General features: G+C 71.8%; 3 protein-coding genes (1 of these 3 running past the window's edge). All 3 read right to left on the reverse strand.

Annotated features, from left to right (window positions below):
* Tightly spaced (each overlapping or abutting the next), the 3 genes in view from RDV84_RS19580 to RDV84_RS19590 form a layout consistent with a single transcriptional unit that may run on beyond the window.
* Positions 1-2,918, reverse strand: the 5' end (the start) of a protein-coding gene (locus tag RDV84_RS19580; protein ID WP_309151301.1) for a non-ribosomal peptide synthetase. 6,691 nt of this gene lie to the left of the window's left edge; 2,918 of the gene's 9,609 nt are visible here — the first part of the coding sequence; the start codon lies at positions 2,916-2,918; the stop codon falls past the left edge of the window.
* Positions 2,915-15,349, reverse strand: coding sequence for a non-ribosomal peptide synthetase (locus tag RDV84_RS19585; RefSeq protein WP_309151302.1), 12,435 nt, complete (start codon positions 15,347-15,349; stop codon positions 2,915-2,917). Before RDV84_RS19585 ends, RDV84_RS19580 begins: the two co-directional genes overlap by 4 nt.
* Complete coding sequence (locus RDV84_RS19590; RefSeq protein WP_309151303.1) at positions 15,346-22,068, reverse strand: non-ribosomal peptide synthetase; 6,723 nt, start codon at positions 22,066-22,068, stop codon at positions 15,346-15,348. The genes RDV84_RS19585 and RDV84_RS19590 overlap by 4 nt, the downstream gene beginning before the upstream one ends.
* Positions 22,069-22,117: the final 49 nt, after the last annotated feature.

The raw sequence follows: 22,117 nt of genomic DNA on the forward strand, positions 1-22,117 counted from the left end.
GCCTGGTCGGTCGCGTCGCCGACGTCGGCATCGGCCTGCCAATAGGCGATCAGGCGATTGTCGCCGGCCGGATCGCGCAGGCAGACCGCGCAGGCATCGGCGACGCCGGCGAGACCGCGCAGCGCCGGTTCGATTTCGCCGGGTTCGACCCGGAAGCCCTGCACTTTGGCCTGATCGTCGCGACGGCCGAGAAACTGCAGTTCGCCGTCGCGCCAGCAGACGCGGTCGCCGGTGCGGTAGACGCGCTCGCCCTGGAGCTCGGCGAAGCCGGCGGCGTTCGCGGCCGCATGGCCGATATAGCCCTCGCCCACGCCCTCGCCCGCCAGCACCAATTCGCCGGGCACGCCTTCGGGCACGCGCGCCTCGCCCTGCAGCACCAGGCAGCGTGTGTTCGCGTATGGACGACCGATACGCACGTCCTCGCCCGTGCCGAGATCGAAGCAGGTCGCGGCCACCGTCGCCTCGGTCGGGCCGTAGGTGTTGAGCAGGCGCAGGCGCGTCCCGACCGCGCGGCGCCAGGCGCGCACGCACTCGGCGCGCGCCGCTTCGCCGCCGATCGCCAGCAGCCGCAGCGGACTGTCGGCCGGCACCGCCACGGCGGGATCGCCGCACAGCACATGCCAGGACGCGGTCGGCAGCGAGGCCACCGAAATCGACTGCGCGGCGACGAAGGCGGCGAAGCCGGCCGGACCGGCCACGCTTTCGTCATCGCGCAACACCAGCGCGGCGCCCGCGGCGAGCGCGCAGAAAATCTCCTCGACGCTGATGTCGAACGACAGCGAGGCGAACTGCAGTACCCGGTCGCGCGGTTCGATCCGGTAGTGCTCGGCGACGGCGCGCGCGTAGCCGGCCAGATTGCGCTGCGAGATGCGCACGCCCTTGGGCCGGCCGGTCGAGCCGGAGGTGTAGATCGCGTAGGCCGGGTGTTCCAGCGCGTCCTGCCGCGGCGGCGTCGTGGCGCCATGCGGCGCTTCGGCCAGTGCGGCGGGCGCTATCCATGCCGCGTCGCCGACCGGCGCCTCGGCGATCAGCAACCGGCAACCGGCGTCGGCCAGGATGAAGGCGCAACGCTCGTCCGACAGCGCGGTGTCCAGCGGGACGTAGCCGGCGCCGAGCCAATGGCAGGCCAACAGGCATTCGATCGCCGCCGCGCCGCGCGGCAAGCGCAGCGCCACCAGATCGCCGGCTTTCACCCCGCGGGCGGCCAGGGCCGCGGCGGCAGCGGCCACGTTGCGCAGCAGCTCGCGATAGCTCAGCGTGCGCGCTCCGTCGACCAGCGCGATCGCGTCGGGCGCGCGTTCGGCGCGCTCGGCGATCTCGCTCAGCACCGGGCGCTCGCCGCGCACGCGCACTTCGCCTTCCCAAGCCTGCAGCGTCTGCCGTTGCGCATCGTCGAGCATGTCGAGCGCGCGCAACGGCGCGTCCGTGTCCGCGCACATCTGCGCCAGCAGGCGCCGCAGCTGCGCGGCCATGGCCGCGATACGCGCCGGCGCGAACAATTCGGTGTTGTATTCGAAACTCAGCTCGATGCCGTCGTCGCCATCGAGCGCATCCAGCGACAGCTCGAACTTGCTGCCGGCTTGCGGCAGCGGCCACGGCCGGATGTCCAGGCCCGGCAGGCGCAACCCGTCGCCTTCGCGGCGCTGGTAGGAAAGCATGATCTGCAGCAGCGGCGCATGACTGAGGCTGCGCGCCGGCTGCACGGCTTCGATCAGTTTGTCGAACGGCAGCGCCTGGTGCGCGAACGCGTCCAGGGTGGCGCGCTTGACTTGCGCCAGCCACGCGCCGACCGACGCGTCTTCATCGACCCGATGGCGCATCGCCAGGGTATTGACGAAGAAGCCCACCAGCGGCTGCAGTTCGCGATGTTCGCGTCCCGACACCGGCGTGGCGAAGGCGACGTCGGCGTGGTCGCCGTGGCGCTTGAGCAGCAGCGCGAACGCCGCCTGCAGCACCACGAAGACGGTCGCGTCGTGGGCTTGGGCCAACCCCAGTACCGCGGCGCGTTCGTTCGCGTCCAGGCGCAGGCTCACCCGCGCGCCGGCATTGCCGAGCCGCTCCGGCCGCGCGCGATCGGTGGTCAGCGCATGCAGCGGCGCCAACCCGTCCAGGCGATCGAGCCACCAGTCGCGGCTGGCGTCGAGCCGGCCTTCGCGCCAGCGTTCGCGCTGCCAATGGGCGTAATCGGCGTACTGCAACGGCAACGGTTCCCACGCTGGCTCGGCGCCGTCCAGCGCCGCGGCGTAGGCCTGGGCGAACTCGCGGGTAAGCACCGCCATCGACTGCGCATCGCCGGCGATGTGGTGCAACAGCAGCAACAGCACATGCCGCTGCGGGCCCAGCGCGAACGCGTGCACGCGCAGCATCGGCCCGTGCTCCAGGTCGATCGGATCGGCGCAGGCGACGGCGATGGCTTGCGCCAATGTCGCGTCCTGATCGTCGCTCGCCGCCAACTCGCGCCAATGCAGCGGGTCGGGCCAGGCATCCAGCCGGTGCGCTGTCGCTTCGCCGTCGCGCTCGCGGAACACCGTGCGCAGCGACTCGTGGCGCGCCATCAGCGCCTGGATGCCGCGGCGCACCGCGTCGGGGTCGAGCGCGCCGCGCAGTTCCAACGCGGCCGGGATCAGGTACAGCGCCGGGTCGGATTCCAGTTGTTGCAACAGCCACAGGCGTTGCTGCGCCGGCGACAACGGCGCGTCCTGGCGGTCGCGCAGGCGCGGGATCGGCGCTTCGCCGGCCGCGGCGGCCGGATCGTTGGCCGCGAGCAGATCGGTCAACTCATCGCGATGCGCCTTGAGCCGGTCGCGCAGCGCCGGCGTCAGCACGCCCGGCGGCGCCTGCACTTGCAGGCGGCCGTCGGCCAGGCTCAGGCGCACGCCCTGGCGGCGCAGGTCGATCAGCAGTTGCGAGGCGCTCATAGTTCGAAGCTTTCCCAGGTGTCGTCCGCGCGTTCGGGCGCCGCTTGCGGTGCGGCGAGAGCGTCGAGCAAGGCGGCCTGTTCGGCCAGCCGCGGCTGCTCGAACAGGGATTTCAGCGGCACGGCCACCGCGAACTCGACGCGGATGGCCTCGGCCAGGCGCACCACCAGCAGGGAGTGGCCGCCGCGGGCGAAGAAATGCGCGCCGCGTCCGGGCAACTCGCCGCCCAGCAGTTGCCGCCACAATTCGGCCAAGCGTCGTTCGCTGGCCGATTCGAGGACGCCTTCGTCGCGTTCCCCGGTCTGCGGTTTGGGCAGCGCCTTGCGGTCGAGCTTGCCGTTGGCGGTCAGCGGCAGCGCCGGCAGCAGCTGGATCTGGCGCGGCAGCATGTAGTCCGGCAGTACCCCGCGCAGCCCGTCGCGTAACGCTTGCGGATCGGGTTCGGCGTTCGCCGCGGCGACGGCGTAAGCCATCAGCCACGCGCCCTCGCCCTGCCCTTCGACCGTGACCGCGGCGTCGACGACCTGCGGCAACGCCGCGAGCTTGGCCGCGATCTCGCCCGGTTCGATCCGGTAGCCGCGCAGCTTGACCTGATCGTCGCCGCGGCCGCGGTACTCCAACGAACCGTCGACGCGGTAGCGGCCGAGGTCGCCGGAGCGGTAGCGGCGCTGCCCCCCGCGAACGACGAAGCGCTCGGCGGTCAGTTCCGGCCGCTGCCAATAGCCTTGGGCGACGCCGTCGCCTTCGACCACCAGTTCGCCGATCACGCCCAGCGGTACCGGTTGGCCGGCGTCGTCGAGCACGTGTACGGCCAGGTCCGGCAATGCACGGCCGATGCGGCTGGCCGGGCTTTGCAGGTCTTCGTCGCTGAGGCGGTGGAAGCTGACGTGCACCGTGGTTTCGGTGATGCCGTACATGTTGACCAGCTCGGCATCCGGGTAGCGCTCGCGCCAGGGTTGCAGGCGCGAAGGTTCGAGCGCTTCGCCGCCGAACACCACGGTCTTCACCTTCAGCGGTACGTCGCGTCGCAGCGCCTGCGACTGCAGCGCGTAGAACGCCGACGGCGTCTGGTTGAGCACGGTGATGCCTTGGTCGGCGAGTAGGTCGAGGAAGGCATCGGGTTGCCGGCACACCGCTTCCGGCACCAGCACCGCGCGGCCGCCGTACAACCACGCGCCCCACAGCTCCCACACCGCGAAGTCGAACGCGTGCGAGTGGAACAGACTCCACACGTCGCTTTCGTCGAAGCTGAAGTGGCCGTCCTGCGTGGCCGCGGTGAACAGACGCTCGACATTGCGATGCGTGACCACCACACCCTTGGGCGTGCCGGTCGAACCAGAGGTGTAGATCAGATAGGCCGGCGCGTCGGCGGGCACCTCGGGCAGTTCGCCCGACGTCGCCGCATCGAGCTGCGCGCGAGTGAACGGATCGTCCAGGCACAGCGCCGTGCCGGGCAGCTCGACCGCCAACGCACGCAGGCTGACGCTGAGGCAGACGCCGCTGTCTTCGAGGACGAAACCGCGCCGCGCCGCCGGTGCTTGCGGATCGACCGGGACGTAGGCCGCGCCGGTTTTGAGGATCGCCAGCAGCGCGACCAACAGGTCGCAGCCACGCGGCAGGCACAGGCCGACGCGCTGGCCGGGGCCGGCGCCTTGGCGGATCAGCAATGTCGCCAATTGCGAGGAACGCCGGTCGAGCGCGGCGTAGTCGAGTGCGCCGTCTTCGGCCGAGACCGCGATGCGCGCGGGATGGCGCTGCGCGACTTCGGCGAAGCGCGTGACCAGACTTCCGACGCATGGGTAGCTGGCGCGTTCGGTCCAGGCGGCGGATCGACTCTGCGAAGGCAGCAAAGGCAAATCGTCCAGCCGCTGCAACGACGGCAGCTGCTGCAACACGAAGGCCAGATCGCCCAGCATCTGCTCGACCAGCCAGCCATCGAGCTTGCCGCGGTCGAGTACCGCCTCGATGCGCAACCCGTCGTCTTCGGGCACGGCCGTCAGCATCAACGGATAGTTGCTGTGGGCGCGATGATCCAGTTCCTCGATGCGCGGGCCGGCATCACCGCCGCGCGCGGCCGCGGGCAGGTTCTCGAACACCAGCAAGGTATCGAACAGCGAACCCGCATCGGCCGCGCCGGCGCGCTGGATCTCGGCCAGCGGTAGGTAGCCGTGAGTGCGCAGGTCGAGATTGCGCCGCTGCAGGTTCTGCAGCCACAACGCCGGCGCGGCTTGCCCGGCCGTGACGACGCGCAACGGGACGCTGTTGATGAACACGCCGAGCATGCGTTCCACCCCAGCCAGTTCCGGCGGGCGTCCGGCGATGGTGATGCCGAGGGCGAAATCGTCGCGGCCGTAATAGCGCCGCAGCACCAGGGCCAGCGCGCCTTGCAGCAGCGAATTGGCGGTCAGGCCGTGGCCCTGTGCCCAGGCCGCGGCCGCGGCGAAATCGAACCGGCGCGCCAGCGATGCGTATCCAGCCGCCGGTTCGGCCGCTTCGGGCAATGCCACCGGTTCCAGGCCGCCGAGTTGTTCGCGCCAGAACGCGCGCGCAATCGCAGGGTCTTGTTCGCGCAGCCACTGCAGGTAATCGCGGAACGGCGGCGCGGCCACCAGTTGCGGCGTGCGGCCTTCGCGCAATGCGGCGTACAGGCGCCAGACCTCGCCGAGCAGCAGCGCCGAGCTCCAGCCATCGACGATCAGGTGGTGGCGGGTCCATATCAGCCAGTGCTCGTCCGCGCCGCGGCGCAGCAGCGCCAGCCGCATCAGCGGCGGCGCGGCGAGATCGAAACCGATGTCGCGTTGCTGCGCCTGCAATTCGGCCAGGCGCGATTGCGCCTGGGCCGGGTCCAGATCGCTCCAGTCCTGCTCGATCAACGGCAGCGCGACCTGCCGGTGCGGCAATTGCCGCGCCGAGGACAGCCCTTGCACGACGAAGCCGCTGCGCAGGATCGGATGGCGCGCCAGCGCTTGCCGCCACGCGTCGGCGAAGGCCTCGCCGTCGAGCGCGCCGTGTAGCGCCACCGTGGTCTGGTTGATGTAGGGATCGGCCTGTGCGTTGAGCAGGCTGTGGAACAGCAAGCCTTCCTGCAATGGCGCCAGCGGATAGACGTCCTGCGCCTGCGGATGCCGGGCCAGCAGCGCGTCCAGCTGCGCCGCATCCAGTCCGGCCAGCGGCAGGTCGGCGAGCGTCGGTCGCGGCTCGGCGGTCTGCGCGCTGGCGATCAGCTCGCGCAACGCGCCCAGATAGCGTCGGCTCAGCGCCTGCAGCGCCTCGCCCGTCGCCGCGTCGCGCGGCCAAGCCCAGTCCAGGCGCAGTTCGCCGTCGACCAACATCGCATTGAGGTCGAGCAGATGGCGGCGGCGATTGCCGCCGGCGCGGCCGCCGCCGTCGTGCTCCTCGCACAGGGTCCAACCGTCGCGTTCGCCGGCGCGCAACTGGCCGAGATAGTTGAAGCAGACCTGCGGCACCGGCAGGTCGGCGAGTTCGCCGTGCAGGTAGCGCAGCACGCCGAAGCCCAGCCCGCGATCGGGGATCGCGCGCAGTTGGTCCTTGGTCGCGCGCAGCGCCGCGCCGGGGTCTTCGCCGGCAGGCAGGCGCAGCGCCAGCGGATAGCGCGCGGTGAACCAGCCGACCGTGCGCGACAGATCCAGGTCCGCGCCGAGGTCGTCGCGGCCGTGGCCTTCCAGCTCGACCCACAGCGTGGTCGCGGCGTCGTCGCCGCGCAGCGCCAGAGCCAGCGCCGCCAGCAACAGCTCCTGCGGCTCGTTGCCGTAGGCGCGGGCGGTCTGGGTCAGCAGGCGCTCGGTCCACTCGCGGTCGAGGCGGTCGTGCAGATGGACCGTATGCGCGTAGCGATTGTCGCTGTCCTGCCACGGCAGTCGGGTCGCGTCGGTGTTCGGATCGAGGGCGCGCCAGTAGCCGCGCCACCGCTCCAGGGTGGTCGCGGGCAACTGTCGCAACGCGGATTGCCACTCGCCGAAACCGCAGGCTTCGGCGGCCAGCGCCGGAACGCGGCCGGCGCGGCGCTCGGCATAGGCCTGTTGCAGGTCGTCGACTATGACCGCCCACGACACCGCATCGACCAGCAAGTGGTGCGCGGCGAACAACACCCGGGTTTCCCCGTCTTGCGGCCCGGACAGGGCCAGCACGCGCCACAGCGAGCCATCGAAGCTCAGGCCGGACTGCCATTGCGCCAACAAGGTTTCGCGTTGTCCGGCTTCGGCTTCGCGATGGACGAAGTTGTCGGCCTGCCATGCGCCGATGCGCTGGCGCCACTGTCCGCCGGCGTCGCGCTGGAAGCGTGCGCGCAGCATCGGGTGCGCGGCGACGACATCGGCCAATGCCGCGGCGAAGGCGGCGGTGTCGAGCGCGCCGGGCAGTTTCAGGTACAGCGACATGTTCCAGTGCGCGGGTTCATCGAGCGCCTGCTCGAAGAACCAATGCTGGATCGGGGTCAAGCCGAACGCCTGTTCGGCTTCAGGCGCGGGCTTGGCCGCTGCGGGCGCCGGCGCGCTCGCCTGCACCTGCGCGCTGAGCGCGGCCAGGGTCGGATGGTCGTACAGCTGTCGCGGCATCAGCGCCAGCCCGGCTTGGCGCGCTCGCGCCACCACTTGCAGACTCAGGATCGAATCGCCGCCGAGCGCGAAAAAGTTCTCGTGCGCGCCGATATGCTCGCGGCCCAGCAGCTTTTGCCACAGCTCGCGCAGCACTTCGTTGACCGGGGTTTCGTCGGCGGTTTCGGCCGACGGATCGGTCTCTTCCTGCTGCAACAACTCGGCCAGCGCCTGGCGGTCGATCTTGCCGTTGCCCAGACGCGGCATCGATTCGACCATGCGCCAGCGGGTCGGACACAGGTATTCGGGCAGACGCTGCGTCAACGCTTCAGCGACACCGTCCAGCGTGCCTTGCACACAGGCGCCCAGTTGCAATACGCCGTTGGCGCCCGGCAAGGCCAATACCGCGGCGACTTCGACGCCGGGCAACTGCGCCAGCACTTGCTCGACTTCGCCCAATTCCACGCGATAGCCGCGAATCTTGACCTGGTGATCGCCGCGGCCCAGGTACACGATCCGGCCTTCATTATCGAGCTTGGCGAGGTCGCCGCTTCGGTACAGCGTGCGGCCCGGCGCGAACGGATGCGCGACGAAGCGTTCGGCGGTTTGTTCGTCGCGCTGCCAATAGCCCAGCGACAGATTGCCGCCGCCCAGGTACAACTCGCCGGCCACGCCGACCGGCGCCGGTAGACCGAAACGGTCCAACACCCAGGCCTCGTTGCCGGCCAGCGGACGGCCGACCGGGACGCCCTGCTCCGCCGGCCATTCGTCCGGCACGGTGCAGGTCAAGATACCGACCGTGGTTTCGGTCGGACCGTAGTGATTGACGATCCGCAGCGACGGCGCGAGCGCGCGCACCTGCTGGACCAAGGCGCCGCTCAGCGCTTCGCCGCCGGTGACCAGGCATTCGCGCGGCAACACCGACGCGCCGCCGCCGGCCGCCAGCAAACCGGCTAGATGCGAGGGCACGATCTTCAGGCAATCCACCGGATGCGCCTGAAGATGCGCGGCCAGCGCTTGCGCATCGAACGCCAGTTCCGCCGGCAGCAGACGCACGCGGCGTCCGCTGAGCAAGGCGCCGAACAAGGCGGTGAAGCCCAGGTCGGCCGCGACCGTGGACAGCGTCGCCAGCGACGCGTTCTCGCCGAGTTCCAGCACCGGCAACACACCGGCGACGTAATGCGCCAGATTGCGCTGGCTCACCACCACGCCCTTGGGCGTTCCGGTCGAGCCGGAGGTGTAGATCAGATAAGCCGGGGTATCGATACCGACATCCACGCGCGGCGGTTCCGCATACGGCGTGGTGTCGGTTAAGACCGATTCGGCATCGAGCCAGCGTACGCCGACGGGCAACCACGCCGGCGCGGCGCCCCAGCCGATCACGACATCCGCACCGCTGTCGTCGAGCACGGCGATCTGGCGCGCATCGGGATGTTGCGGGTCCAACGGCAGCCACGCCGCGCCGCGATGCCACACCGCGGCCATCGCCGCCAGCTGCGCGAACGTCCGCGGCAGGCACAACGCGACATGCGCCCCCGGCGACGTACCCGCCGCGTCGAGCGCCGCGGCGATCCGTCCGGCCGCAGCGCGCAGCTGCGCGTAGGTCCAACTGGCATCGCCCTCTTCCACCGCCACCGCTTGCCCCGGCGCCTGCCACAGCAGCGACTGCGCGGTGGCCGACGACGCCCGCTCCGGCAACGTCGCCGGCACCGCATCGGTTTCGCCCAATAGCTCGGCGACCGTGCAATCCGGCCGTTGCAGCAAGCGAAGCAGGCTCGCCACGGCCAGATCGAGCATCGCCGCGACCACGTCGCGGTCGACCCGCGCGGCATCGAGCAAGGCTTCCAGGCGCAGGTTTTCGCGTTCGGACACGCGCAGCGTCAGCGCGTAGTGATTGGCCGCGCGGGTCTCGCGCACGCGTAATGCGAACGGCAGCTGCGCCGGCGCCATCGCCGGGAAGTTCTCGACCACCAGCAGGCTGGCGAACAACCGATCCGCGTCCAGGCCGCTGTCGGCGAGGATCTCGCCCAAGCCCACGGCTTCGTTCTCGGCGATTTCCAGCGATTGCCCGCGCAGCGCCGAAAGCAGGTCGAGCGCGGGCCGGCTTGCATCGACGCGCAGGCGCAGCGGCAGCGTGTTGATGAACACGCCGACCATCGACTCGACCCCGGCCAGATCCGGTGGCCGGCCCGAACGGGTCATGCCCAGCACCACGTCGTCGCTGTTGCCGTAACGCGCGTTCGCCAGTCCCCACGCCAAAGCGACGAGGTCGCTGAGCGTGCAGCCGCGTTCGCGGCAGAACGCGCGCAGGCGCTCGCTGTCGTGCGCGCTGAGCCAGCGTTCGCATTCCTCGCGCCGGGTCGCGCCGGACGCGCCGGACGCGCCGGCGGGCAGCGCGGCGGCGCCGGAATATCCGTGCAGACGCTCGCGCCACCAGCCGCGCTGACGCGCCAGGTCCTGGCGTTCGCGCCAATCCAGGTATCCGTCGAAGCCAGGCGCCGGCGGCAGCGACAGCGCGATGCCGCGCACGTCGGAGGTATAGCGCTGCAGCATTTCGCCGACCAACAGCGGCGTGCTCCAACCGTCGACGATGAGATGGTGGATGCTCCACGCCAGCCAGTAGCGGCCGCCGCCGCGCGCGATCAGGCACATGCGCGCCAGCGGCGCGTGGGCGAAATCGACGCCGCGCGCGGCATCGTCGGCCAGCCATCGCTGCAGTTGCGCGTCCTGGGCGGCCGGGTCGAGTTGCGACCAATCCAGTTCCTGCCACGGCGCCTGCGTGCCCGCCAGCACGATCTGGTGCGGCACCGACAGCCCTTCCCACACGATCGCCGTGCGCAGCATCGGCTGCCGGCGCGCGGTCTCGAACCAACTGCGGGCCAGCGCGGCCGCATCGAGCTCGCCCTCCAGTTCGGCCACCGTCTGCTGGAAATACGGATCGGCGCCCTCGCCGCGCAAGCTCTCCAGCAGCACGCCGCGCTGCAATGGCGTCAGCGCGAACGCGCGCTCGATCGAACGCGCGTCCTCGCGCGCGGCCAGCGATGCGAACTCGCCGGCGTCCAGCCGCGCGTGCGGCAAGTCGCTGGCGGTCAGCAGGCCGCTGCCGGGCTCCAGGCAATGCGCCACCAGCGCCGACAGTTCGGCGGCGAAGTCGCGCGTCCACTGTTCGATGGTGGCCGCGTCGTAGGCTTCGCCGGCGTAGTTCCAGACCAGGCCGAGCCGGCCGCCCTGCACCCGCGCATTGACCTCGACCAGCGCGCCGGGCGGATTGTCCGCGCCGTTGCCGGAGGCCAGCGCGCGCGCTTCGATCTCGAACGCCGGATGCGCGCCGCCGTCGACGACGCCGTGGTAGTTGAACAACAGTTGCGCGGCCGGCAGGGCCGGTATCCGCCCGGCCGCGGCCAGCGGCATGTATTCCAGGCCGCGCCGCGCCAGCGCGCGGATTTGCTCCTTGAGCGCGGCGATCTGCGCGGGCCCGTCGGTACCGGCGAGGTCCAGCGGCAACGGATGCACCGCGGTGTACCAGCCCAGCACCGACGACCAGTCGCGGCCGTCGAGCACGTCGCGGCCGTGCCGCTCGCGATCCAGCCATAGCCGGCTGCGGCCGGTGCGCGCGGCCAGCGCCCGCGCCAGCGCGATCAGCAGCAGTTCGTCGGTTTGGCAACGATAGGCCGCGCCCGCGCGTTCGAGCAGGTCCGCGGTCAAGCCCGCGTCCAGCGTCTGCACCACGCGGCCGACGTTGCGCTGGCGCGTATCGGCCAGGGCGACGGCGCGGTCCTGCGGCAAGGCCTGTATCGGTTGCGCGGCAGCCTCGTTCCAGAACCGCGCATCGAAGCTCTGCGCCGCATCGGCCTGGGCCAGCGCCTCGATGTAGTCGGCATACGACGCGTTGCGCGCCGACGGCGTCCACGCCTGTCCACGCGCCAGGGCCGCCAGTCCGTCGAACAGTTCGCCCAGCAGCAGGCGCCACGACACCGCGTCCACGATCAGGTGATGGGCGCAGACCAGCAGGCGTTCACCCTCGTCGCAGCGCGCAACGGTCAGCGCGGCCAGCGGGCCGGCCAACGGCGTGGCTTCCTGCATGCGCGTGAACTCGGCGTCGATGCGCGCGTCCAGGTCGGTCGCGCCGCGCCAGTCCCGCGCCTGGATCGCCGGCGCGGGACCGGGCGCGTCGACGCGCTGCCGCCACTGCCCGTCGATGCGCTCGAAGCGCGCCCGCAGCAGATCGTGGCGCTGCCACAGCGCCGCCCAGACTCGGTTCAAATGCTCGGCATCGAGCGGCTGTTTCAGCCGCAACGCCACGTACTGGTGATAGCGATCCGGCTGGGCCGGCGCGCTGTCGAAGAACCAGCGCTGGATCGGGCTCAGGCCAAGCTCGCCCATCAGCGGCGCGGTCTCGGCCGGCGCGGCCTGCAGCGGCGCCAGATGTGGCGCCAGTTCGGCCGCGCTCTGGAACTGGTACATTAGCTTGGGCGTGACCGCATAACCGCGTTCGCGCAGGCGCGCGACCACTTGCAGGCTGCGGATCGAATCGCCGCCGAGGCGGAAGAAGCTGTCGTGGATGCCGACCTCGCACTGCAGCACATCGCTCCAGACCGCGCACAGCGCGCGTTCCTGCGGCGTGCGCGGCGGCGTCCGGTCGGCCGGCGCGGGCGCGGGCGGCGCCGGCAAGGCGCGGCGGTCGACCTTGCCCGAAGCATTGCGCGGCAAACGCGCCAGGACGACGAATTGGGCCGGCACCATGTGCGCGGGCAGACGCTCGCTCAGCGCGCGATGCCAGTCTTCGGCGTCGGCTTCGCTTGAATCTGCCTCGTTTGAGTCGGCCTCGCTTGAATCGGTCTCGCTGGAATCGGCGGCGACTGCGGTGGTCTCGCCGACGCGCTCGACCCACGCGACCAGCCGCTGCGCGGTGCCCTCGCCGACCACGCCGGCGGCCGCGGCCCGCACCCGTGGCAACTGCCCCAGGCAGTGCTCGATCTCTTCCAGCTCGATCCGATAGCCGCGCAACTTGATCTGGAAATCGGCGCGGCCGAGGAACTGCAGTTCGCCGTTGCCGAGCAGGCGCACGCGGTCGCCGGTGCGGTACATGCGCAGCGATTCGCCGCTCGGCAGGCGCAGCGGTGCGAAACGCCGCTCGCTGGCGGCTGCGTCGCCGCGGTAGCCTTCGGCCAGGCCGATGCCGCCGAGCGCGAGTTCGCCGCTCGCCCCGCGCGGCGCGATGCGTCCGTGCGCGTCGAGCACCGCAGCGATGCGCCCCGGCAGCAATCGACCCAGCGGTACCGGCCGGGTCGCGTCTTCGGCGTGCACACGGTGATAGTGGCTGGAGATGGTGGCCTCGGTCGGGCCGTAAGCGTTGATCAGGCTGCGGCCCTGGTTCAGGCCGAGCTCGAACCAGCGTCGCGCGAGCGACACCGGCAGCACGTCGCCGCCGACCACCAGACAGCGCAGCGGCAAACCGCGCCAGTCGTCGGCGGCGGTGGCTAGCAACAGTTCGTTGGCATACGCCGGCGCCAAATCGACGACGGTAACGGCGCGCTCGGCCAGGCAGGCGAGGAAGCGACGCGGTTCCAGCAATTCGTCGGACTGCGCGACCACGCAGGCGCCGCGGCTCCAGGCCGCGAGCGGTTGTTCGAGGGTGGTGTCCACCGCCAGCCCGGCGACGTGCAGCACCCGGTCGTTCGGCGTCAGCGCCAGCGCGTCGGCCGCGCCGGCGATGTGCGCGGCCAGCGCGGCATGGCCGACCTCCACGCCCTTGGGCGCGCCGGTGGAGCCGGAGGTGTACAGCACATAGGCCAACGGGTTCGACGAAGGCGCCGGGGCCTCATCGGTTTCCGCATGCGCGGCCGACTGCAGCGCGTCCACCGCGACAATTGATTCCGGCGCGAACCACGCCCGCCCCTGCGCATCGGTCACGACCGCGTCGCACGCGCTGGCGGCGACGACTTCGCGCAAGCGCGCCTGCGGCCACTGCGCATCCAGCGGCACCACGCTCAGCCCGGCGCGCCACGCGCCCAGCAAGGCGCAATACCAATCCAGCCCGCGCGGCAGACACAGCGCCACGCTGCGCGCCTGCGCGCCCAGGCGTCGGCGCAGCGCGCCGGCGCGGGCATCGGCCGCCACGATCAGTTCGCGATAGCTCAGCCGGCCCTGCGCGGTCTCCAGCGCGGTGTGTTCGGGGAACCGCTGGGCGATATGCGCGATCGTCTCGGCCACGCTGGCGGCGGCCAGTGGCGCCGCTTCGCGGCGATCGTCGAGCGCGAGTTCGGCGGCCGGCCACGGCCACGACAGCGCCGGCGCGTGCGGCTGCTCCAGCATCGCCGACAGGGCAACGAAGTAGCGTTCGGCCCAGCGCGCCACCGTGGCCGCATCCCACAGCGCGGTGTTGTATTCCCATACCGCGCTCATGCTGCCCGCGCCGACCAGCACTTCCAGGGTCAGTTCGTGCTTGGCGATATCCTCGGGCAAGGCCAACGCGCGCGCCTGCACGCCGTGCAGGTCCAGGGCCAGGTCGGCGTCGTGGCGCAGCGCGAACATCAGCTGGAACAACGGCGCGTGGCGGTTGCTGCGTTCGACCTGCAAGGCCTCGATCACGCGTTCCAGCGGCAGCGCCTGATGCTCCAGCGCGGCCAGTTGGTGGTCGCGGCAGCGCGCCACCAGGGTGGCGAAATCGGGATCGTCGTGCAGCTGCGTGCGCAGCACCACGGTGTTGACGAACAGGCCGACCAGCGACTCCAGCTCCGGCCGCACCCGGCCGGCGACCGGGGTGCCCATCAACAGATCGTCGCCGGCGCCGCAACGCGCCAGCAGCACGGCGAAGGCGGCCTGCAGGACGTGGAAAGCGGTGGCGCGCGAGGCTTGGGCGTAGGCGGCGATGCGCTCGGCCAATCCGGGCGGGAACGCCAGGCGCAGTTTGGCGCCGGCCTGGCCGAGCGCGGCCGGGCGTTCGCGGTCCAGCGGCAGCGCGTGCAGGTGCGGCGCGCCGGACAGCGCTTCGACGTGATGGCGCAGGGAATCGTCGAGCCGGTCGAGGGTGTCGCGCTGCCAGCGCGCGTAATCGCCGTACCGGCACGGCAGCGGCGTCGCCGCGTCCACCGTCAGGCCGCATTCGGCGCGATAGGCGCGGCCGAGCTCCTCGGTCAGCAGGCCCAGCGACACGCCGTCGCAGGCGATATGGTGGACCACGACCTGCAACCAATGTCGGGGCCCGCTGTCATTCTGCGCGCTGCCATCCTGCCCGCCGTCGCCCTGCGCGCTTTCGTTCTGCCCGTCCAGACGCAGCAACTGCATGCGCAGCGGGCGTTGCCGCTGCAGATCGAACGGGCGCAGGCGGAAGCCTTCGACCGCCGCGTCGATCTCGCCCTGGCCGCATCCGCGCAGGTCCGCCGCCTCCACCGCCGCGGCGCCGTCGCCGACGACGATGGACTGCCCATCGCGCACGCACCGATCGAGCGCGTCGTGGCGGGCCAGCAGGCGCCGTACCGCGCGCTCCAGCGCGGCCGGGTCCACTTCGCCGCGCAGTTCGAACAGCGCCGCCAGGTGGTAAGCGTGGCCGCCGGGTTCGAATTGCTCCAGGAACCACAGCCGCTCCTGGCCCAGCGACAGCGGGGCGGGCACGCCGTCCGGCGCCGCTTCGATCGGCAGCGCGCGCCAGTCGCGGTTCGCGTCCTGCGCCTGGCTCAACAGCGCGATCAAGGCCTCGCGCCGGGCGCCGATATCGGCGCGCAACTGCGCGTCCAGCGGCGCGCGCGTCGCCTTGAAGGCCAACCGGCCGTCTTCGACGTGCAGCGCGATGCCCGCGTTGCGCGCGCGTTCGAGAATCTCGAGCGCGGCGCCCTCCGGCGTGGCGGCGTGCAGCCCGGTTGCTTCAACAGCGGTCATAGGAATCCCGATTCGATGACGGATTCGGCGCCGTCGCCGGCGCTGGATGCGAGCGCGGCGGCCTGCAATGCGTCGATCAGCAAGGCTTGGTCGCGGATGGTGGTGGTGGCGAACAACCGGCGCAGGTCCAGGCGCAGGTCGAATTCCAGGGCGATCGCGCTGGCCAGCCGGGTGGCCAGCAGCGAGTGGCCGCCGAGGGCGAAAAAGTCTTCGGTAACGCCGATCGCGTCGCGTTGGAACAGCCGCTGCCACACCGCCAGCAGCCGGCGTTCGCTGTCGCTGGCCGGCGCCAGCCGGACCTGCGGCCGCAGCACGTGTTCGACCAGCGCCGCCAGGGCGCGGCGGTCGACCTTGCGGCTGGCGCTTTGCGGCAGCGTCGCCCGGCATTCGATGTGCGCCGGCAGCAGATGCGCCGGCAGGCGCAGGCGCAGCGCTTCGCGCAGCGCCGCCGGGTCGGCCTCGCCCTGCACGAACGCCACCAGGCAGGCGTTGTCCTGCCCGGGCCGGTGCACCAGCGCGACCGCCTCGGCCACGCCCGCTTGCGCGCGCAGCGCCGCTTCCACTTCGCCCAGCTCGATGCGCAGGCCGCGGATCTTGACCTGGTGATCGCGCCGGCCGAGGAACTCCAGGCGGCCGTCGCGACGTTGGCGCACGCGGTCGCCGGTGGCGTACAGGCGCACGCCGGCCAGCGGCCCGCGCTCGGGCGTGCGGAACGCCGCCGCGGTCTTCTCCGGCAGGCCCAGGTAGCCGTGGGCGAGATAATCGCCGGCCAGGTGCAGTTCGCCGACCGACTCCGGCGGGCACGGCTGCCCCGACCAGTCCAGCACATAGCACTGCGCGTGCGGCAACGGATGGCCCAGCGCGATCGCGCGGCCGGGTTCGTAGCGATCGGCGGTGACCAGCACCGACGCCTCGGTCGGGCCGTAGCCGTTGAGCACGACGCGGCCGCGGCCCCAGCGCTCGGCCAGTTCGGTCGGGCACACGTCGCCGCCGAGCAACAGGTAACGCAGCGCCGGCAACGACGGCGGCGGCAGCGGCGCGAACACCGCCGGCTGCGCCACCACGTGGGTGATCGCCTGCTCGGCCAGCAGCGCCAGCAGGCCGTCGCCGGAACGGGTCAGCTCGCGCTCGATCAGGTGCAGGCACGCGCCCTGGGTCCAGGCGCACAGCCACTCCAGCACCGACATGTCGAAGTGCAGGCCGGTGAACTGCAGCACGCGGTCGCCGGGACCGGCCGGCAGCATCGCCTGCACCGCCTGCATCAGCCGCAGCGGGCCGCGGTGCGGCACCAGCACGCCCTTGGGCTGGCCGGTGGAGCCGGAGGTGTAGATCACGTAGGCCGGCGACGCCGCGTCGTGGTTGCGCGCCGGGTTGCGCTCGGGCTGCGCGGCGAGTTCGCCGAGCAAGGCCTCGCTGTCGAGATCGAGCACGCGGCTGGCGCCGCCGCTCACGCACGCCAAGCCCGCGTCGCGCGCCAGCGCGAAGCGGCAGCCGGCATCGGCCAGGACGAAGGCGATGCGCTCGTGCGGATGTTCCGGATCGATCGGCACATAGGCGCCGCCGGCCTTGAGCACGGCCAGCATCGCCACGGTGATCGCGACGCTGCGGTCGGCCACCAGCGCCACCCGCTCGCCCGCGCTCAGGCCGAGCGCGCGCAGATGGTGGGCCAGGCGATTGGCGCGGCGATTGAGTTCGTCGTAGCTCAGGCAACGCCCGCCGCCGACCAGGGCTGGTTCGCCCGGATGCCGCGCGGCGGCGCGTTCGATGCAGTCGGCCAGCGAATCGGGCATGCGCTCGGGCACGAACGGCAACGCGGGCCCCTGCCCGCGCGCGCGCCACGCCGCCCAATCCGCGGGCGCGAGCAGGCCCATCTGGCCGACCGGCGTGTCGACCAGTCCGGCGACGCCGCGCAGCAGGCGCAGCCAGTCGCCGAGCACGCGTTCGACGAAGTCGTCCGGCAACTGGTTGCGCTGGCTCTGCAGCAGCAGGTGCAGGCTGTCGTCTTCCGGTGTGATCTGCACCAGCAACGGCAGGTTGGTCGCGCTGGCGGCGTGCACGAATTCGTAGGCCAGGCCGTCGGGCAACCGCGCGGCGGTGTCGAGCGGAATGTTCTCGATCACCAGCAGGCTGTGCAGCAGGGCCGCGCCGTTGGGGACGCCGGCCAGTTCGGCGATGCGCGCCAGCGGCAGGCGGTCGTGCGCCTGCACCGCGAAGCTGAGGTCGCGCGCCTTGCGGCACAACGCGCCGAAGTCCTGTCCCGCCTCCAGCCGCAAGCGCATCGGCAGGGTGTTGATGAACAAGCCGGTCATGCGCTCGGCCTGCGCCAGCGCCGGCGGACGGCCGCTGACGGTCAGGCCGAAGCAGACATCGGCGCTGTTGGTGTAGCGGCTGAGCAGCAACGCCCAGGCCGCCTGCAGCACGCTGGTCAGCGGCACCTGCAGGCGCGCGGCGCATTCGCGCAGCGCGACGATCTCCGCGCGCGCCAGCCGCGCCTCGGTGACGTAGCGGCCCTCGCCCGGCGCGGCCGGCGCCGGCAGTTCTTCGCCGCCTTCGTAGTCGGCCAGTTGCGCGCGCCAGAACGCGTCCTCGCCCTGCACCGGCTGCGCGCCGAGCCAGCCGATGTAATCGCGGTAACGCGGCGCCGGCGGCAAGGCCTCGCCGGCGTACAGCGCGAACAGTTCCTGCAGCAGCACTGCCGCGCTCCAGCGGTCGATCACCAGATGGTGCACGGTCAGCACCAGCCAGGCTTGCGACGGCCCGGCGCAGACCAGGTGCAGGCGCAGCAACCCCGGTCGTTCCAGCGCGAACGCGCTGTCGCGCTCGCGTTCGCACAAGGCCCACAGTTCGGCCTGGGTGCGGGCGCTGTCGCGGCCGGACCAGTCGTGTTCGTGCATGCTCGGGCCGGCCTGCACCGGCAACCACTGCACCGGTCGGCCGGCGTGATCCCAGTCGAAGCCCACGCGCAGGCTTTCGTGGCGTTGCTGCAGCGCCGACCAGGCCGCGACCAGGCGCGCGCGGTCCAGCGGGCCGGTCAGGCTCAGCACCTGCTGGTTGAGGTACTGCCCGGAATCGGGCGCGGCCAGGGCCGCGAACAGCAGTCCTTCCTGCAGCGGCGACAAGGGATAGGCGTCGATCGCATCGGCGTGCGCGGCGCGCAGGCGCGCGCCTTCGGCGGCGTCGAGCAGGCCGAACGGCGCCAGCGCCGCGGCCGGTGTCGGTTCTACCGGCGCGGGCGCGACTGCGTCGATCGCGTCCGCGGCGCGATCCAGATGCGCGGCCAGCGCCGACAGCGGCCGATGTTCCAGCAGTTCGGCCGGCGTCAGCGCCAGCCCGGCCTGGCGCGCGCGCGCGACCAGTTTCAGCGCGGCGATCGAGTCGCCGCCGAGTTCGAAGAAGTCGGCATCGCGGTCGATGCGGTCGCGCCCCAGCGCCTGCGCGCAGGCCTGGCGCAGCAGCAGCTCGGTCGGCGACGGCGGTCGCAGCCGCTGCGCCAGTTCGCGCAGGCTGGCGGTTTCCAGCAGCAGCGCCGGCGTCAGTTCGATCCCGCTCTTGCGCGCGCTGGCGACCAGCCGCAGGGCCAGGATTGAATCTCCGCCGAGGCCGAAGAACGAAGACTGCGGTCCGATCGTCGCCTGCGGGAACAGCGGCTGCCACAGTGCCGCCAGTCGCGCTTCGAACGGTTCCAGCGGCGCGTCCTGCGCGGCCGCGGCGGGCTCGGCGGCGTCGAGCAAAGCCAGCAATGCGGCGCGGTCGACCTTGCCGTTCGCGGTCACCGGCACCGTGTCCACGCGCAGGCAGCGCGCCGGCACCATGTAGTCGGGCAAGGCCGCGCGCAACGTCGCCAGCGGGTCGGCGTGGGCGCCGCGATAGAACGCCGCCAGCGTTTGCGTGCCGTTGGCGCCCGGCGCGGCCAGCACCACCGCTTGTTCGACCCCGGGCACGGCGCGCAGGCGCTGTTCGACCTCGCCGGGTTCGACCCGGTAGCCGCGGATCTTGACTTGGTCGTCGGCGCGGCCATGGAACACCAGTTCGCCCGCCGGCAGCCGCTGCACGCGGTCGCCGGTGCGGTAGACGCGCTGCGACGGGTCGAGCGGATCGGGCAGGAAACGTTCCGCACTGAGCGCCTCGCGGCGCCAATAGCCGCGCGCCACGCCGATGCCGCCGATGTACAGCTCGCCGATCGCGCCCTGCGCCACCGCCCGGCCCTGTTGATCGAGCACGTACGCGCGGTAGTTCGGCAACGGCATGCCGATCGCCACCGACGCGGTACCGCGCGGCGCCCGCTCGGTGTCGATGCAGGTCGCGCCGACCGTGGTCTCGGTCGGGCCGTAGTGGTTGAACACCCGGCAGTGCGGCGCCAGCGCGCGGATCTGATCGACCAACGGCCAGGGCAAGGCTTCGCCGCCGAATACCAGCGCCTGCCGCGGCAGCAGTCGCTGCGGCTGCTCCGCGGCGAGCAATGCCTGCAGGTGCGAAGGCACGATCTTGAGCACGTCGACGCGGTGGCGCTGCAAATGCTCGGCCAGCGCATGCGGATCGCGCGCCAGCGCATCGTCGATCAGGCGCAACCCGCGCCCGCTGAGCAAGGCGCCGAACAGCGCGGTATGGCCGAGATCGGCCGAAGCCGTCGCCAGGGTCGAGAACACCGCGTCCTGCGCCAGGGGCCGGTCCTGCTGCAATCGCGCCAGCACGCCTTCGACGTAACCGCACAGGTTGGCGTGGCTCACCGCCACGCCCTTGGGCTGTCCGGTCGAACCGGAGGTGTAGATCAGATAAGCGACGTCGTTCGGGTTTCGCGCGGTTTCGTCCAAGCTTTCGCCGGTCAGCGCGTCGGGGGCGTACCAGGCCGCCGCTGTGGGCAACCACGCCGGACGCGGACCGTCGCCCAGAACGACGCGCGCGCCGCTGTCCTCGACCATGTAGGCCAGGCGCTCGTCCGGCAGGCGCGGGTCCAGCGCCAGCCAGGCCTGTCCCGCGTACCACGCCGCCAGCATGCCGACGATCTGGGTTTCGCCGCGCGGCAGCGCCAGCGCGACCACCTCGCCGCCGTGCGCCTGCAGGCCGGCGGCCAACGTCCGTGCGCTCGCGCGCAGCGCGGCGTAGTCGAGCGTGCGCTCGCCTTCGTGCAAAGCGATGTGCGCATCCGGGGCCGATTCGATCCGCTCGATCGAGTGGCGTGCGCCCGCATCGATGGTTTCGCCGCGTTCGCCGGCCTGGCCGTGCCCGGCCCAGTCCAGCGCGTCGAGCCTGCGCGAAGGATCGGCGACGATCCGCGCGAGCAGTTCGACATAACCGTCCAGCCAGCCCGACACGGTCTGCGCGCCATACAAGGCATCGCAGTAACCGATCTGGCAACACAAGTCGGCGCCGTTCTCGAACACGGTCAGGATCAGTTCGTGGGCGGCGCCGCGCATGCCCATGTGCAGCGTTTCCATCGCCACCGCCTCGCCCCAGCCCAGGCGCGCCTGCGAGTAGGTGAAGAAATGCTGGAACAGCGGCGCGCGGTCGGAGCGCCGCGGCAAGGCCAGTTCGTCCAGCAGCCGGGTCAGCGGATAGCGCTGGCGGCGCAGCGACGAGTCCATTTGCATCTTCAGCGCCGCGGCCAGGTCGGCGAAGCGCTGCTGCGGATCGATGCGCGCGCGCACCGGCACCGGATTGGCCAGGTAGCCGACCAGATGCCGGTGCCGCGCCGCGTGGCGTCCGAGCGTCGGCGTGCCGATCACGAAGTCGGCCTGTCCGCCCAGCCGCCACAGCCACAGTTGGTAGGCAGCGAGCAGCACGATGTACGGGGTGACGCCGAGCGCGGTCGCGGTCGCGCGCACCTGCGCGCTCAAGCCCGGGTCCAGGTCGCGCTCGATCCGCTCGCCGCTCCACTGCCGCAGCGACGGGCGGACGAAATCGGTGGGAAGCTGCAGCTCGGCGGGCGCGTCGCGCAGCAGGGCTTGCCAGTACTGCGCCGCGTCGCGGCCGCGATCGCTGTCGAGGTATTCGGCGTTCTCGCGGCTCCACTGTTCATAGGACGCGGCGGCGGCGTCGGCGGTGCCGCCGCTGAGTTCGGCGACCAGTTCGCGCGCAAGGATCTCGCAGGAATAGAAATCGGCGACGATGTGGTGCAGCACCAGCGAGACCACCACCCTCTGGCCCACGCGCACGCTGGACAGGCGCATGACCGCGGCCTGTTCCAACGCGAACGGCCGGTCGGCCTCGGCCAGCAGCGTGCGCTTGGCCTGCGCCAGGTCGGCGTCGGCGGCCAGCGCGCGGCATTCGTTGCGGTGCTCGGCGAGGATGCGATAGCACGGCTCGCCGTCGCGCTCGCCGAACTGCGCGCGCAGCATCGGATGGCGCGCGCACAAGCGCTCGAACGCCGCCGCCAGCTGCGCGTCTTCGATCCGGCCGTCCATGCCGAGCACGGCGGTGCAATGGTAGGCCGCGCTGTGCGGCGCGAGCCGGTGCAGGAACCATAGCGCGCGCGGGTTGGCCTGCAGCGGACGCCAGTCGAAGTAATCCGGCTGGGCCGCGAGGATCGCGTCGATCTCTTCGCGATGTTCGTCCAGCGCGCGTCGCTCGGCGGGTGCGAGCGCCTCGTCCTCGCGCGCCGGCATCGTCCAGCCCTGTGGACCGCGTTCGAGCGTGCCGCCCTTGCGCCAATAGCTTGCGAGGATCGCGCTTGCGGGAGCCGGACTCGTGGAGGCCGGGCTTGCGGGGGTCGAGGACGCCATCGTGTGTTTCCTTCGGTGCATCGCGGCCCGCGAACGCGTCGCCGGGCCG

Origin of the sequence: Lysobacter yananisis, from assembly GCF_031199375.1 — a bacterium.
In the GTDB taxonomy this organism is placed as follows: Bacteria; Pseudomonadota; Gammaproteobacteria; order Xanthomonadales; family Xanthomonadaceae; genus Lysobacter; species Lysobacter yananisis.

Excerpts from the sequence above, each read along its gene's own strand:
- RDV84_RS19585 (WP_309151302.1), bottom strand. The coding sequence starts at position 15,349 with ATGACCGCTGTTGAAGCAACCGGGCTGCACGCCGCCACGCCGGAGGGC.
- RDV84_RS19590 (WP_309151303.1), bottom strand. The coding sequence starts at position 22,068 with ATGGCGTCCTCGACCCCCGCAAGCCCGGCCTCCACGAGTCCGGCTCCC.